Genomic DNA, 15,959 nt, shown 5'->3' on the forward strand with positions numbered 1-15,959 from the left:
CTAAACCAGTTATTGCGATGACCCCAATACTGAGACCCTAAATAGTGATCGATTAACGCTCGACTAACGTATTGACGTTGTTACTTTTTTATTAGAGATCTATTATGTGGTTTAGTTCGAAAATTAGTCGGAAAGCGCTGGCATTGCAGCTAGTTACCACGCATCAGTCAGCTGCTGTTGTGGTCGATGCTCAGCAAAATATTATTGTCGTTAATGATGCTTTTAATCAATTAAGCAAGCGCTTAAAACAAGCTGATCATAATCAAACCTTTACTTTATTGCTTACTCGTTATGACAGTAGCAGCAAAACTATTCGCTGTGATGAAAACCTACTCCTTAGTCAGCAAGTTATCCAACTGACTTATAAAAACTTAGAGTCTTGCTCACTTTATACGTTTGATGCTGTATCAACACCGTTATTAACTGAAAGTGTGTGGCAAGAGTTATTAGCTTTCAGTGGCAAGGCCTATGTTGTATTTGATAACAATGAAAAGTTAGTAACAGCTAATTTGGATCCAGTAAATACTGACTCTATTTATTTAAATCAAGCAGATATCAATTTACAGAGAACGTTAAAAAATGGGTTTAACAATAAAGAACACCTACTTTGTTTATCTGAGCAAGATAAGGTCGATGTTAATGTGGCGCGCCATCAAATAAATTCTGGTAATCAAAAGTTCACCGCCTATGTATTATCCCATCAAGAGCAAAACCAGCACATTAAGCAATTTGAAATGTTATCAAAGGTGGTAAGTAACACTAGCACTAGTGTATTGATCACTGATAAAAATGGTTTAGTTGAATATGTAAACCCTGGTTTTGAAAAACTTTCAGGCTTGACCCTTGCAGAGGTAAAAGGCAAAAAACCCGGTATACTTTTGCAACGAGAACAAACCGACAAAGAAACGATTAAGCGCATATCTCAAAAGCTCAAAGCAAAACAAGCTTTCTATGAAGAGATATTGAATTTTGATAAAAATGGAGTGCCATATTGGATTGTATTGGCAGTAAATCCGATTTTTAATGACAAGGGTGAGCACACAGGTTTTGTTGGTGTGAGCTCTGATGTGCGTGAAATCAAACGTATTGTGTTAGAACAGATTAATCAAAGAGATGCAATAAGCAGTCATTCGGCAGTGTTAGAGTTTAATCAAAGTGGTCAGTTTATTTCAGCTAATGACTATACTAAAAAGCAGTTAAATTTATACGACGATATACAAATGCAAACAGTAGTGGGGAATTTAAAAGACCATTTAGACCATTCTCGTACGCAGATGATCCAACGAGGCGAACCGACAGCAGTTATGATGAAACTGACTCATCAAGGGAATGAAGTGATTTTAGATTGTGTTATTTCTTCAATTACGGATTTGAATGGAAATATTTCTAAGTATATTGTTTTTGGTAGTAATGTTTCTTCTCGTAATAAGTTAGTGACCGAAACGCACAGTGCTATGTCTATAGTGTTGAGTAAAATTCAAAATACAGTAACGACCATTAATGCGGTCGCCGATCAAACTAACCTATTAGCCCTCAATGCAGCCATCGAAGCAGCAAGAGCTGGTGAAGCCGGACGTGGATTTGCCGTTGTTGCGGACGAAGTTCGTAATCTTGCGAAAACGTCAAATGACGCCGCGGTTCAAATTGGCCTGCTCATCAATGAAACTCAATCTCATGTCGATGAGTTAGCTTCTTTTTTAAGTGAATAAGTCGAGCTCAACTCGTTCTAGCTGCCTATAAGTTGTTCAAAAGACGATAATAGAAGCCCACTTTAATGAGTGGGCTTGGAATGAGTTGGCTTATGCGTTGCTTGAATGAGCCGCTTGCCCCAATGGCCAACAAACCAGATAAGTGTACTGGCAGATTTTATTCGCTGTCACCCATAGCGCTCATCTTTAGGCCAGCTGAAGCTGTTCAAATTCGGTCCCGGTTAATTTGTGATAGTGCAGATTTGCTTACCCTGGAATAGCGTTCATGTTATTTCTCTTAAAATCAGCCCCACAATCTCCAAGCTAACCCAGATGCTCGTGAGGTAGCTTGTTTGCTGGCTTTTTCAAATATCATGCTAGTGCCTAAACAATAAAAATGATTTTTGGCGCGGGTGATGGCGGTGTAAAGCAGTTCTTTACTGAGTAGTTGCCATTGGGCGGAGCTGGGTTTATGTGGCAAGACAAAGCTGACTTTATCAAACTCGCTGCCTTGGCTTTTGTGGACTGTCATGGCGTAGCAAGTGTCGTGGCTGGGTAAGCGTGCGGGCAATACTTTAAGCAGGCTGCCATCGGCCATGACAAAGTGGGCCATTAAGCGGCTTGGCTTAGTGCTGTCTTGCAAGATCAAACCAATGTCCCCATTAAATAAGCCTAAGTTGTAATCGTTACTTTGAATAATGATCGGTCGGCCTAAATAGAACTCATTTTGAGGAGTAATCAGTTTGGCGTGTTTAAGGCTGTCGGTGATGGCGATGTTCATGCCCTCAACCCCAAATTCACCGGCACGCATGGCACACAAGACTCGATATTGATTAAAGCTGTCGATGATGGTTTGTTCAGCATGCGGCAGGGTTATGGCGCTGTCTTGCCGATCCGCTTGATCGATAATGGCCTGTTGATTCTGTTGCACCAAATTAAGGTAGTCACCATAAGCGTGTACCGATAATGCCAATAATGCTTGTTTACCTGTGTTATCTCCCTGGGCATTATGCTGATGTTCAAACCAATTCAATTCAGCATGATTATCTTGCCATACTTGGCGAATCGCATGCACATTTGATTGATTAACCGCATTGGCTAATAACCCAATACCTGCATCACCTTTAAAACGATGGCTGTGCATCAACATACACAAACTGTCACCAATTTTAGGTTGTTGATGAATAAACTGACTGACATCTTGTTGGGTTAATTGCTCAATGAGCTTTGCCTGTGCGGCGCTGTAACGCATTGACCATGGTGATGTTTGTTGCGGGTTAGCTTGTTTTAAGCCAACACAAATATCCGCGAGCACTGCGCCAGCTTCTACGGATGCGAGTTGATCTTGGTCGCCTAACAATATCAAACGGCCATGAGACGGTAGGGCGCTGAGTAATTTATACATCATGGGTAAGTCGACCATCGACGCTTCATCGACCACCAGTAAATCTAAGCGCAACGGATTATCCTGATGGTGCCTAAATTGATATGAGTTTGGGATAACCCCCAATAGTCGATGCAATGTTGAGGCTTCTTCTGGTATTTGTTTTAGCGAATCTGTTAATACTTTCGCCAATGCTGGGTCGCTGACTTGAGTTAGCTGTTGCAGTAAACTATGTTTAGACGCCTTGATCGATTCACTTAGCCTTGCTGCCGCTTTACCTGTAGGCGCGACTAAACGGATTGTTAGCGGCGATTGGGTTAACAGTAACAATAATAGCTTGGTTACTGTGGTGGTTTTACCGGTTCCTGGGCCGCCGGTTATCACCGCTAATGCTTTGGCCAACGCTGTGGCCGTGGCAATTTTTTGCCAATTAAACTGGCTGCTATTGCTGTCTTCTGCGGTAAATAAGCATTCAATCAGTTGCGGCAGATTACTGTTAGCTAGATCGATTTCAATTTGTTGATTGGCTAATTGGGTCAACTTAGCCGCCACTTGAGTTTCAAAGAAGTGGTATTTATTTAAATATAAGCGCCCATGTTCAAAAATCATCGGTTTGTTGTCACCGGGCTGGCCGACGGCATCAAATAGCACGATTTGTTCAATCAATTGTTGATGGTCAAGTTCAATCCGACAATTGATTTCAGCGTGGCCGCGGTTGTCCTCTGCCATGGGATTGGCTAAATCAATTTGCTCGATGACTAAACAACTGTGCTGATTAGACAATTGCTGACTGAGCATGGCGCAAACAAGCAAGAACAGTTGCGGCTGCTGCTCGCTTATTGCGGGATCGTTATTGATGGTTTCAATATTGGCCAGCTCTAAAGCAAAATGACGATCGAGTGCGGTAATGAGCCGCTGTTCTTGCCAAAGGTGCAATAACTCAGTGATTGGATGGGTGAGTATTAGCATGATGACGTCTCCGGCGCACGATTGTCTGTATTACCTGTAAATAAGCGGTCGAGTTGTTCGATTAATGCTTGCGGTGGTTTGTCATAAAATACCCCCGCGCCAGGATGCTCAGGATGCATGCCACGTAAAAACAGGTAATAGCAGCCGCCAATATGTTGCTGATAATTGTAGTTTGGTAATCTAAGCGATAAGTAACGATGCAACGCCAAGGTATACAAGATGTATTGCAAATTATAGCGATGAGCATCAATAGCTTTAGCCATGGCTGAGCGAGTGTAGTCGCTATAGTTATCACCCAAATGGTTGGACTTATAATCGGCAATATAAAATTGGCCTTGGTGCTCGAAGGTTAAATCGATAAAGCCTTTTAACATGCCTTTTAAGGTATCAAAGTCGAGTCCGGCGACATAACCGTGTTGTTGCAAAATATGATTTAATTGCGACGCTTGTAAGGTTGAAATAGGCAAATAAAACTCCATTTCGACCATTTTTTGCTTGATGCCTAATTGGCTTAATGTCAGTGATGTGTCCTCTGACAATGTCTCGATAAACAGCGGCGCTGCCAATATTTGCTGATACCAGTCCATTAACGGCTGTTGCCACAGGGCTTCGTCAAATCCATATTGTTTCATGGCTTTCGTTAGCGCAGGTGTCAGTTCAGTGTCTGCTTGGGTAAAATCAAACAGCTCTAACACTAAATGCATAAAACTACCGGCGTTGGCGCCGCGTTCAAAGGTAAAGCGATCAAGTACGGGTTCGCTAGTTAGCTCATCTTGTAACTGTAATTGGATTAACTCATCGGTGAAGTCTTCATCGTCGGCACCGGGCGCGACTCTCTCATGAGGCAGATGTTTTACCAAGCCAGAGTAACTGCCCACTCGCCACGCAAGGCTTTGTGCGCGAGTGACTTTTTTGGCCGCTAGAATGTCATTATTGTCGTGGATATCAGCGAGCACAGAATCGTCAATATCGTTGCTTAAGCATTCCACACTCATCGCTGGCAAGGTGGCAATTGCATTCACTTTGGCTTGAATAAGGGCAAAGTCAGTTTTCTTGTCGGTAATCCCCAACAGATAACCTATGCCTGTTTCAGGTAATTGGCTGCTGATCCCCGCTTTTAACTGACGGCTTTGGTTGGCAATATACAAATAACACACGTAAACCGGCCGCGTTAGCGCCACATACAGTAGGCGTAAATCTTCAGCGAGGGTTTCTTGTTTGAGTTGTTCCCAGCCTTCGTCGGTGGCGTCGATATCCCAAATGAGCTGCTCATTTTTATGGTACATCATAGGTGCAGGGCGTTTTTTATTACCACGGGCTAAGCTGACAAACGGTACAAAACATACCGGATATTCTAAGCCCTTACTTTTATGAATAGTGACAATTTGCACTAAGTTCTGTTCGCTTTCTAAGCGCAGTTGCTGCTCATCACCACCGTTGTTACCAATCAGTTGTTGCTCGTACCAATTGATAAGCGCGCTGCTTCCATCGAGCTCAGTGGCCTTTTGCTGCAGTAATTCGGCTAAATGCCTAAAGTCGGTTAGGCGTCGTTCACCAGAGGCTTTGAGATCTGCTGCGTTGTCGTCATCAGCATCATTAAAGCTATTGTCACTATTGTTGTCACTATTGCTGCTATAAGTGCTATCACTGTGAGCATTAGCGTTATGTTCATTAGCGCTATTGATGTCAGCTGTGACAGATTGCGACAGGTAACGATGGATCAGTTTGGTTTCGCTGGCAAAGTTAAGCAGCGCAGGCATCACGCCGCGTTGTTGCCACAACTGATGCCAATGAGTGAATTGATCTAATACCTGTTGGCGTTGTTCTTCATCTTGGTTAAATTGATGGATCCGCTGGGCATTAAACCCGACAAGCTCAGTTGCCAGTGCGGCGCGGATAGCGCGTTCATCTTTAGGCGTGGCTAATGCATACAATAAAATGGCCATTTCACGGGCTTCAATGGTGTTAAACACACTGTCTCGGCTTAAAAATACTGCACCAATTTTACGTGCTGATAATGCCGCTTTCATCACGGCGGCTTCGTTACGGTCGCGCACCAATATGGCAATGTCTTTGGCAATGAGCGGTTTACCTACCTGCTCAAGGTTGGTATTCACTCGGCATAACCCTTGTTGCGCTTCGGTTAGTAAGCGCTTTATTTCGCTGGCAGCATCAGCGGCTAGGCGTTGTCTTGCGCTGGTTTTATTGAGGCCATTAACATCGTCTTCGGCTAATAAACGGATCCGCAGAGCGGCAGGATTGGTTGTGGCTTCACTCAGGTGTTTATTGGCTGCCGATGATGGGGTTTTAACAATATCATAGGGAATCGCTTGGCTAATAAACGGGTCTTGGTGCTGGCTGAACAGCTGATTAACCCCATTGACTAATTGAGTCGATGAGCGGTAATTGGTGTCAAGATTATAATGGGCCTGTGTTTGTTGGCGCGCGGCAATATAGGTATAAATGTCGGCACCACGAAAAGCATAAATCGCCTGCTTAGGATCGCCAATCATTAATAAGCTCAGCTGACCTTTACTGGCGTCGTTAGCTTTGTTGTCATTACTATTGTCTTCATTAGCTGGGCTGTGCACAGTGGTCGCTGTGGTTAAGTCCAGTTGCGATGCTAGTGGCTGTTGATATACCTGATTAAAAATGGTGAATTGCAGAGGGTCGGTGTCTTGGAATTCATCAATTAATGCGACCGGAAAACGCTTAGCAATAGCATGGGCTAGGGTGATCGGGTTTTGGCTGAGCGCCATGGCTAAGCTGAGTAATAGGTCATCGGGTGTCATTAAATTACGTTGCTGTTTTTGGCCAGCAAAGCGTTGACGAATCCCCTCGCGGGCGCGTACTAAAAATGACGGAATAAGCTGATTAATTAACTCAAGCAAGCGCTCGATATGATCCAGCAACGGCGCTTCAGCGGCAGCGGGAATAACGCCACCTTTATTGAGTTTAAGCTCGGATAATGCCAATTGCTCCAGCGCTTTTATTGGCGGTAATCCTTGGCCAAATTTTACCCAGTTACTAATACTATCAAACAGTTGACTTAGTTTAGGGTAGCCGTCGGCACCTTTACCAAAACGTTGACCATTTAGCGGCAGCGATTGTAGTAATTCAAGGGTACTGTCGTGCAGGCTGTGCCACAATAAGGTGAAGCGGCTGATGCTTTGACTTAGCTGCTGTTGTAGGGTTTCAAAGGCCAGCGGTTGCTTTGACAACACAGCTTGGCTTGCACCTAATAGCGGGCGCAGCTTTTGCGCTAACACGTCTGGTTCAGCAAACACATCACTAATGGCTTGGGCCAAAAAGGGCGGTAATGGATAACACACTTCACGCCAGAAATCGCGCACTGCATGGTGTAAAAACTCACTGTCGTCGAGGGTGAATTCGGACTCAAATAGCAGTGACGACTCAAATGCCATGTCTGACAATACGCGTTGGCAAAAGGCGTGAATGGTAAAAATGGCCGCTTCATCTAACGACTTTAACGCTAAGTCTAAGCGTCTTAACGCGATAGGACGTTCATCTTCCAAGGTGTCTTGGTAAAGCTGTTCAATAAACTCATCATTGACGGCTAAGCCTAAAAAGCGTTTAAACGCTAAGTTAATCCGTTTACGAATACGGTCTCTGAGTTCTTCTGTGGCAGCGTTGGTAAAGGTTACCACCAAAATTTGCTCACAACTTAATGGCGCTTTACCACCGTGGCCTAACAATAAGCGTAAGTATAAACCCGAAATGGTATAGGTTTTCCCCGTACCGGCACTGGCTTCAATTAAGCTGGAACCATTAAAAGGTAAGGTGAGGGCATTAAGCGGTGTCACGGTAATAGCGTCCATTAATGCTCTCCTGGTTTAGCTGCGTTGGCAATGAGTTGTGCTTGAATATCGACTGCGGCGCCACTGACAAAGGTGTCTAATTCTGCCAGTTTATCTTTGTGATACAGGCTTAACATCGGTTGCAGTAAATGGCTGGCTAATGCGCCAAATGTCGCTTCACTAAAGTCTTCTGGGAAATGGAATAAACGCTGGTTATGTGGATCGTGGCCTTCGCCGAATTGGTTTTGGCCGTCATCCCATTTTTGCTGGGCTTTGAGTAACTTTTCTTCATGGTCGCCATCGGTTTCAACATAGGCAAAAGCCGTTTTAGGCATAAAGCACAAGGGTTGAGTTTGCCCTTGAATGAAACCACTGATAAAGCGCAGGAGTTGCGCCTGCGCTTGTTCGGCGGTGATAGGCGCAAAGGCATGAAAATGACCAATGTCGAGTAAGTAACTAAATTGATTTTTACCCATGCCCGCGGTGGACGAATTGGCCATAGCGTTGATGCATAAATGGCGTAAGTACACCCGAATAAAATCGCGTCCGTGGGCAGCGCCGGGGCGGTAATTGACTAAGCCTTTAGGCAAAATATCGTCAATACGGCCGACAAGATTGACTCGCACTGTGGACGATTGGCTTGGATCTGCTCTTGCAGGTAAATCCTGCATCGGTAGATCAAAGTTAAGATCCACATTCAGCGTGTGCATGGTTTGTTGATCTTGTAAAAACTGCACCCGATTAATCAACGGCGATATATCGCGTAAATATTGATTAATTAACAAGTCGTCGAACGGCGCCATGGGCAATTCACCGCTGGTTTTGAGCTTGCTGAGTAATTCGTGATCTGAGCTGTCGAGTTGATGTTCAATGGCATTATCGAGCATGCGTGATTGCAATAAATAACGCTCGAGTGCATTTAAGCTAAACGGCTCGTCATTGTCATCGGCTTGAATATCCAGTGATAAATCAACTTTTAAACTGCGGTTGAAAAAGAATTGCGCAGGATTGCGATAAAAACGGATTAATGCCGACAATTCGAGTTCGACCACTTTAATGCCATCGCTATTGATGTGACTATGGGCGAACACTTCATCAGCCTGTTCGGCCGACAAGGGTAATGCTTGCTCAAAAAAGTGATTGTTAATGGTCGCATTGGCGGCTGGCGGACACCATTGGGCATTAAAACTGTGTTGCAGCTTACTGACACTGTCCGCTGATTGTGGTGTGTCTCGGAAGAGTTTAGCGTCAAATGGTTGCAAAGGTTGCGCTTGAATAAGCTGTGCCAGTACGGCTTTATCAGCATCATCAAGATTGATCTCTACTTGCTGTTCAAGCTGTTGCTGTAAGGATTGCGGTAGGTAGCTGAGTTGGCAATATTCGACCAATTCAGACACTAACATTGAGGCGATACGTTCAGCATTATCGCGCTCACTGTGGCCAATATAACTGATGTAAAGCTGCTCTCTAGCAGACAGTAATGCTTCTAAAAATAGGTAGCGGTCGTCTAATCGGCGCGAACGGTCGCCTTTTTTAGGCCCAAAATGAGCCATTAAATCAAACCCGACAGGATGTTGAACCCGCGGATAGACGCCGTCATTCATGCCCAGCAAGCACACCACTTTGAAGGGGATTGATCGCATTGGCATTAAGGTACAAAAATTCACGCTACCAGCAAGGTAACGTTGGCCGACCCGAGATTCAGTTAAGCGTTGATTAAACCACTGTTTTAGGACTTCAATATCGACTTGGCCTTGATGGCCGGCGCTTTCAAGCTCGGTATCTAGGGTGACTAATGCATCTCGAATGGCTTGGATTTGTTCACGCTCGTCATCTGTGGTGTCGTAGCAATCGGTGAGTAGCTGTTGTAATTGTTCAAGGCGCTCTGCGGTGCTGTAGTCATTGGCAAATAAAGTGAAATAGGTGTCGATGGTTTCTAAGAAATAGAGCAACTTACCTAATGCCTGCGATGACTGACCTTCAATGCCTTGCACCATTAAGGTATCGCGATAAATATCGGCATCGTCGTTAAAGGCGTAACCCAGTATTAAACGCTTAATGCCAAATGCCCATGAGTTTTGCGTAAAAGGCTGCACACCCAGTTGGCTTCGAGTTTGTTCACTGCGGCCCCAACGGACATTGGCATCATCTAACCAGCGGCGGATTAATGACAATTCGTCATCATCGAGTTGGAAACGACGCAAAATAGCCGGCACTTCTAAAATACCAATCATGTCAGTGAGGCCAAAGCGACTTTGATTGATATTTAACAGGCTTAAAAAGCTATTAATCAGCGGCGACTCTTGCGCTGCGCCCCTGTCGGCAATGGCGTAGGGAATGTAGTAATCGCCTTTTTGCGGATTTTTGTCGGCAAAATACTGACTGTTGGCGGTGCCAAATACCGCATCAATATACGGCGCATAGGCCGCGACATCGGGCATCATGATCACTATGTCTTTAGGGCTTAAGTCGCTATTGTTTGATAACAGCTCTAACAGGTGATCATGTAAGGTTTCAACTTCACGCAAGGCACTGTGACAACTGCGTAAGGTAATAGAGTCATCACTTGGCAATAAGGTGCGGCGAGCATGAATATCTTGATACAAACTGGCATTTGGCCCTAATGGTTGACCGAGTGTTTCCATTTGTAAAATGTCGTATTGTACCCCGTGCAGCAGATTATTCGGCTCAGGTTCAACATAACAGTCGTAACCAAAATCGGTGTGCTCTGGCGGTAACGACAGTAATAAATCTAGCAGTTCACGGCCCATTTGACCATTATTGGCCAGTATAGGGTTACCCACTTCGAGTTTGTCTTCCCAGTCTTGGTCGAGTTGTTTTTTATTGGCATATTGCAACGCCATGCGGGCACGGGTTTTCGGCTCAATAATATCGCCCCAATAATGCTGGCAAGGGCTGAGAGACAGCATAATCACATCAATGCGACTGGCTAAATGGTACAGCACATCGAGGGTTTGTGGTGGCATGGATGAAATACCAAACACGTATAATCGAGCCGGCAACATGGATAAGTCAGTATCTGGATTGGCCAAGGTTGCAATTAAATCGGCATGTAAATTGGCGCGATGATAATGACTGGCGTGTAAATGGTGTTGGTTATAATCGATTAATGCTCGCCACAGGATCGGTTGCCATTGCTGGTTTTCATCTAACGTTAAGCGATTGTCTAGGCTCGATAATGGCTGATTTTGCTCCCACGCTAAAATCCACTCGGGACGATAAACTAAATATTGGTCAAAAATATCGGCAATGCGGCCACACAATTGAAATAGCTTAATCGCGTCATGTGACTGATTGAGCTGCAATATGGCGTGGGTGTTTGCTGTATGAATATCAGTACCAGTATTCGCATCGATATCTGTATCAGTAATATCACTTGTGGAATCAACTTGAGGTGATAAGTACTGTTTGAGCGGGCTAAAGTCTGGGTTATCTAGCAGACTTGGCAATAAGTCCATTAATTTCCACGTCATTGCCGCTTTGGTAAAGGCGTTATCTTTTGGCACATCGGGCAGCAAGTCATGGCATAACTGCCAGGTAAAGCTTGAGGGAAGTGGGAACGATAATGCGGCTGCGATACCATTGTGTTTAGCGATTTCTAAACGCAGCCAAGTCGACATCCCCGGGCTTTGAACTAACACATGCTCACAGGCTAATAAACTGACGTTATCTAAGCGAATAGCCAATAGTTTGGCCAGTTGTTCAGATAACACTTCCATCTGATTAGATTGAATTAAAGTAAGCATGGGCGACCCGCTAATTTGAGATTAATTCATTCTATGGACTCTGCCGTAAATCATCAATCAAAACCGTTAATAATCAGGATGATTGCTGCTGTAGTGCACAAGATCAGTTGCGAAAGAGTCGCAGGCGTAAGCGACGATATAACTGGCTAAAATGTTGCTGTTGTTGCTGGATTTGCGACGCTGTCAGTGGTTGATATTTAAGAGCTACATAGGCACTGCTCAAGGCCGTAAAGTCCGCTGCCACTTGAGGGGTAAGGGCACCTAAATGTGCACTGACTGCCGCAGCGTAATCGGATGGTGCTTGGCCTTGTTGGCGGGCGATGCCTTTTTTGGCTAAGCGTTGGCAAATGATCTGATAGCGTTTATTGAGTGGATCTTGTTGGCGATCGGTACTAAATAACCCAGCATAATAAGCAATAACCAGCGCGATAATGATAAAACTAAACATCATCAATAAGGCGATCTTAGTGCTGCTGACATCCCCCAATAGCTTGGCTAATACCTGTTGTTTTCGTTGTTCATCGAAACCTAATACCCACACGCTCCAGTAATAATCGACACTGGCAAACTGTTGGCGTAATTCATTTAACCATGGGTATTGCTTCATGTGCAGCGTGCTAAACGGGCTGTCTTGTAAGTAGCTGCTTTGGCTGTCAAAGGTGGCATCAAAGCCATCGAGTATCCGTTGTGGGGCAATCATTGCGGTAGGATCAAAACGTTGCCAACCTTGGCCTTCTAACCACACTTCGGTCCAAGCATGCGCCATGTATTGATACACACTGTAATAGCCCGCTTTGGCATTGTATTCTCCGCCCTGATAACCGGTAACCATCCGCGTTGGTATGCCGCTGGCGCGAGCCATAAACACCAGCGCTGAGGCGTAGTGAGCACAAAATCCGGCACGGTTTTCAAATAAAAAGTCATCAATTTGCTGCTCACCAACACTCGGCGGACTTAAAGTGTAATAGTAGGCCTGCTCAGCAAAATAATTCATCATCGCATTAATGCGCGTCTGTGGATCCGGATAATCTTTGGCAAATTGTAAACCAAGCTCAAGGGTTTTTGGGTTGCTGTTGGGCGGTAATTCAAGGTTTAGCTGTTTGGTATTGCGATCGAGTTTTTTATCCATAATCTGATCGGGATATGAGGTCACTCGATAACTCATGCGCTGATCGACAGGCCTGAGTGAATACAAACGATAATCCGCTAATTCAACCACTTGATCATTATTGCTAAACGCTTCATCTAAGCCATACAACCATTTTTGATGACTGGGTTCGCTAATCACCACATAATCGATTTTGCTATTATTGCTGTTGGCAGCAGGGGCTTGGCGATCGGGTTTTTTAAAATATGCCTGCTGTTGAATTTGTTTGATGCTTGGGTCTTGGCGCCATGTTTTACCATCGTAATTTTCCATCACTAAGGTGCGCCAATATAAGTCTTGGTTTGCTGGTCCTAGGGTACTGCCATCTGGGTTGTCAAAACCGACGCGAAAGGCTAATTCTGCTGAACGAGTGAGCTTACTTATGTCACCAAAGGAGACTTCATCGGATAATCCAGTTTTGGCGGTTTTCATATTGGGCACTAACCATAAAGGCCCGAGCCTTGGGAACACCACAAACAGTAATATGGCTAATGGTAGGCTTTGTAAGATGATTTTTAGACTAAAACTGAGGTTAGCCGCTTTGTTGGATTTGTCTTGATAAACACTGATTAACACACCGGTATTGAGCACCGCAACGGCCAATAAGTGCAAGGTATCAAGCATGCTTTGTTGATCAAGCAAGGTGAGCCCAATAAGGAAATACCCTACTAATACAATCGCTTTTACATCTCTTAGTTGGCGCATTTCGATGTATTTTAATGCGTAACCTAAAATTAATAAGTTAACCAAGGCATTGAGCAAACCGATTTCAGATGACACTAAAGCAAGGGTTATCGCGGCGCCAATCGCCAAAGAAGTTACCAGTAATTTAGGCGGCGCAGCGACTTTACCGAGAAAAATGCCTACTCGCCAAACAAAGCAAATCGCACAGATGCCGATGCTCCATAAGGTGGCTTGTTGATACAAGGGGCTAAGGATGGCGACATTAGTGACCAAAAGCCAAAACAAGGTATTGCGACTAATAATGGCATCAAAGTTATCGGTCATAGTGATTTACCTACCGTTGAGGAAGTCACATCGCTTGGGCTAAAATCTGGGTTCATATTGGCGGGTAAACGATAAGTTGCAATCATGGTTTGGCAAGCCACTCGGTGTGCTTCGCCTGTTTGCTGGCTGATAATATGCTCATCCAGAATTAAGCCAAATACTTGCTTGGTTTGGCTGAGTTTATCAACTTGCCAAGCTAACTTACTCAGTTTGTGTTCAATGTTATTGCCCGATGTGTTGGCCAAGGTTAACCAAACGGGTAATCCTTCAGGCTCTGCAAACTCTTTGGATAACATGCCTTTGTCTTGGGCCCATTGTTTCCATGCCACTTGTTTGAGTGATTCCCCCGGAATATAAGTGCGTAAGCCTTTGTAGTCATCAACCCCTGGGCGTAATTTACCGTGCTCATATTGGCTATCATTGTCACTTATGTGGCTTGCAAGCTCAATGTCACACATTTCTGGTTTAGCGAAAATAACATGATGAATATTTAAGTCTACATAGGACCATGCACAGCATAATCCTAACGGAAAATAGGATGAGACTTTGATCCGCCCAGGGGTTAATTGACCACGCTTAGCCCCTTCAAATGGCACGATAGCAATAGTTTGCTCGTGCATTTGTTTGACGCGGACATGGCGCTGATAGCTAAATTGCAAACAAATTTGCTGGTGGGTGGTATCGGGATTTTTCTGCCGAGTATGACCAGTTAACATGATGGGAAATGGCATGCTGTCGCCAGCATAGCATTGTGGCGGCGTGACTGGATTAAAGGTTAACCCTGCAAGGTTTTTATAGCTGTATATGATGCAGGTATGAAACACACTGGCGAGTAATAAGCTTAAGCCAATCACCAAGTTATTTTGATAATTGGTGCCAAATAAATACAGTAAAACAATGAGTCCAATCCACACCAAGCCAAAACCACTGGGAAGAATAAAAATACCTTTGTGGCTGAGGGTAATTTGCTTTTGTGCTGGTAGGCGTTTACTTATCCACCTTGACCAGCGCTGGGTTAACGATGCTGGAATTAAACGACGCAACCGTGACGGCTTGATAGCACCATTGGCATAGGTTGGCGAAGAGTGCTTTTTTGCTGTCGTCGATTTAGCCATGGATATCTGCGCCGTTAACGTATTGGGTTAACACTAGCGAGGATAGTGTCAGACAACGCTTCGCCTTGAAATTGACTACTGCTGCGAATGCGATGTTCTGCTACTGAGGCAAATACCGCTTGAATATCTTCAGGGACTACGTACTGGCGTTGATTGATAAAAGCCCATGCTTTGGCTGCTTGAAGTAGAGCAATACTGGCGCGTGGCGATAAACCGTTAGCGGTATTGTGTTGCCGAGAAAAATCGACTAAGGCAATTAAGTAATTTAGTACCGCATCAGATGCCGACACTTGCGCCACTTGTTGTTGCAGTAGCATTAGCTCTTGCGGGGTTAAGCATTGTGATAATGAAGCCGGTTTATTCGCTTGAGTGCGCGATTTTAACATGGCTAATTCCGCTTCTGCGCTAGGGTAGCCGATGGAAATTCGCATCATAAATCGATCAAGTTGCGACTCTGGTAAGGGGAAAGTGCCGGCTTGATCAACTGGGTTTTGGGTCGCAATAACAAAAAACGGTGAGCTCAGTTGATGGGTTATGCCATCGATAGTAATTTGTTGTTCTGCCATGGCTTCAAGTAAAGCACTTTGGGTTTTCGGGCTAGCGCGGTTAATTTCATCGGCCAACAACATTTGATTAAACACTGGGCCTTTGTGAAAGATAAACTGTTGCTGCTCTTTACTGTAGATGGATACACCAAGAATATCAGCCGGTAACATGTCACTGGTAAATTGAATACGCTGGTAACTCATGCCTAAACTGTTGGCAATACCCTGGGATAAACTGGTTTTACCCATGCCGGGCAAGTCTTCAATCAGTAAATGGCCTTTGGCGAGAATACAAGCGACAGCAAGTTTTATTTGCTCTGGCTTACCGAGCAGAACTTGGCTGAGTTGAGTGAGTAATGTTTGAATATTTGATTGCGACACGAAAACTCCAACTTGTCTGCAATAAACCCTTATTGGTTTATTGTCGAAAGGGTTTATTGTGGGTTACGGTTTGTCGTTCAGTATTTGATCACTATCCTTGCCATTCGGGCTTATGATTACTGTGCGTTAATGGTGAT

The 15,959-nt window shown here is 44.5% G+C and carries 7 protein-coding genes; 1 reads left to right on the forward strand and 6 read right to left on the reverse strand.

Annotation, left to right across the window (positions count from 1 at the left end; translation table 11 throughout):
- Positions 1–104: 104 nt before the first annotated feature.
- Positions 105–1,709, forward strand: coding sequence for a methyl-accepting chemotaxis protein (locus H5185_RS16535; RefSeq protein WP_182742653.1), 1,605 nt, complete (start codon positions 105–107; stop codon positions 1,707–1,709).
- Between the two features lie 283 nt (positions 1,710–1,992).
- Here the strand turns inward: H5185_RS16535 and recD are convergent, their stop codons facing one another.
- From recD to H5185_RS16565, 6 genes are all read right to left on the reverse strand, one after another.
- Positions 1,993–4,041 carry an exodeoxyribonuclease V subunit alpha gene (recD, locus tag H5185_RS16540; protein WP_182742654.1) on the reverse strand — a complete coding sequence of 683 codons (2,049 nt, stop codon included), beginning with the start codon at positions 4,039–4,041 and terminating at the stop codon, positions 1,993–1,995.
- Entirely contained in the window at positions 4,035–7,880 is a 3,846-nt protein-coding gene (locus H5185_RS16545) for a UvrD-helicase domain-containing protein (protein ID WP_182742655.1), read from the reverse strand. Before H5185_RS16545 ends, recD begins: the two co-directional genes overlap by 7 nt.
- Positions 7,880–11,626 carry an exodeoxyribonuclease V subunit gamma gene (recC, locus tag H5185_RS16550; RefSeq protein ID WP_182742656.1) on the reverse strand — a complete coding sequence of 1,249 codons (3,747 nt, stop codon included), beginning with the start codon at positions 11,624–11,626 and terminating at the stop codon, positions 7,880–7,882. The genes H5185_RS16545 and recC overlap by 1 nt, the downstream gene beginning before the upstream one ends.
- A 103-nt stretch (positions 11,627–11,729) precedes the next feature.
- On the reverse strand, positions 11,730–13,781 hold the full coding sequence (locus tag H5185_RS16555; protein WP_182742657.1) for a DUF3488 and transglutaminase-like domain-containing protein: 2,052 nt from the start codon (positions 13,779–13,781) through the stop codon (positions 11,730–11,732).
- Positions 13,778–14,896 (reverse strand): DUF58 domain-containing protein, encoded by a 1,119-nt coding sequence (locus H5185_RS16560; RefSeq protein WP_182742658.1) that lies wholly within the window; start codon positions 14,894–14,896, stop codon positions 13,778–13,780. Before H5185_RS16560 ends, H5185_RS16555 begins: the two co-directional genes overlap by 4 nt.
- A 14-nt stretch (positions 14,897–14,910) precedes the next feature.
- The gene (locus H5185_RS16565; RefSeq protein ID WP_124016462.1) at positions 14,911–15,822 is read right to left on the reverse strand and encodes a MoxR family ATPase; all 912 of its coding nucleotides are present in this window, start codon (positions 15,820–15,822) and stop codon (positions 14,911–14,913) included.
- Between the last annotated feature and the right edge of the window lie 137 nt (positions 15,823–15,959).

The organism is Shewanella sp. SG44-6, assembly GCF_014164185.1.
Classification (GTDB): Bacteria; Pseudomonadota; Gammaproteobacteria; order Enterobacterales; family Shewanellaceae; genus Shewanella; species Shewanella vesiculosa.

Coding starts and splice junctions, on each gene's coding strand:
- H5185_RS16535 (WP_182742653.1), top strand. CDS start 105: ATGTGGTTTAGTTCGAAAATTAGTCGGAAAGCGCTGGCATTGCAGCTA.
- recD (WP_182742654.1), bottom strand. CDS start 4,041: ATGCTAATACTCACCCATCCAATCACTGAGTTATTGCACCTTTGGCAA.
- H5185_RS16545 (WP_182742655.1), bottom strand. CDS start 7,880: ATGGACGCTATTACCGTGACACCGCTTAATGCCCTCACCTTACCTTTT.
- recC (WP_182742656.1), bottom strand. CDS start 11,626: ATGCTTACTTTAATTCAATCTAATCAGATGGAAGTGTTATCTGAACAA.
- H5185_RS16555 (WP_182742657.1), bottom strand. CDS start 13,781: ATGACCGATAACTTTGATGCCATTATTAGTCGCAATACCTTGTTTTGG.
- H5185_RS16560 (WP_182742658.1), bottom strand. CDS start 14,896: ATGGCTAAATCGACGACAGCAAAAAAGCACTCTTCGCCAACCTATGCC.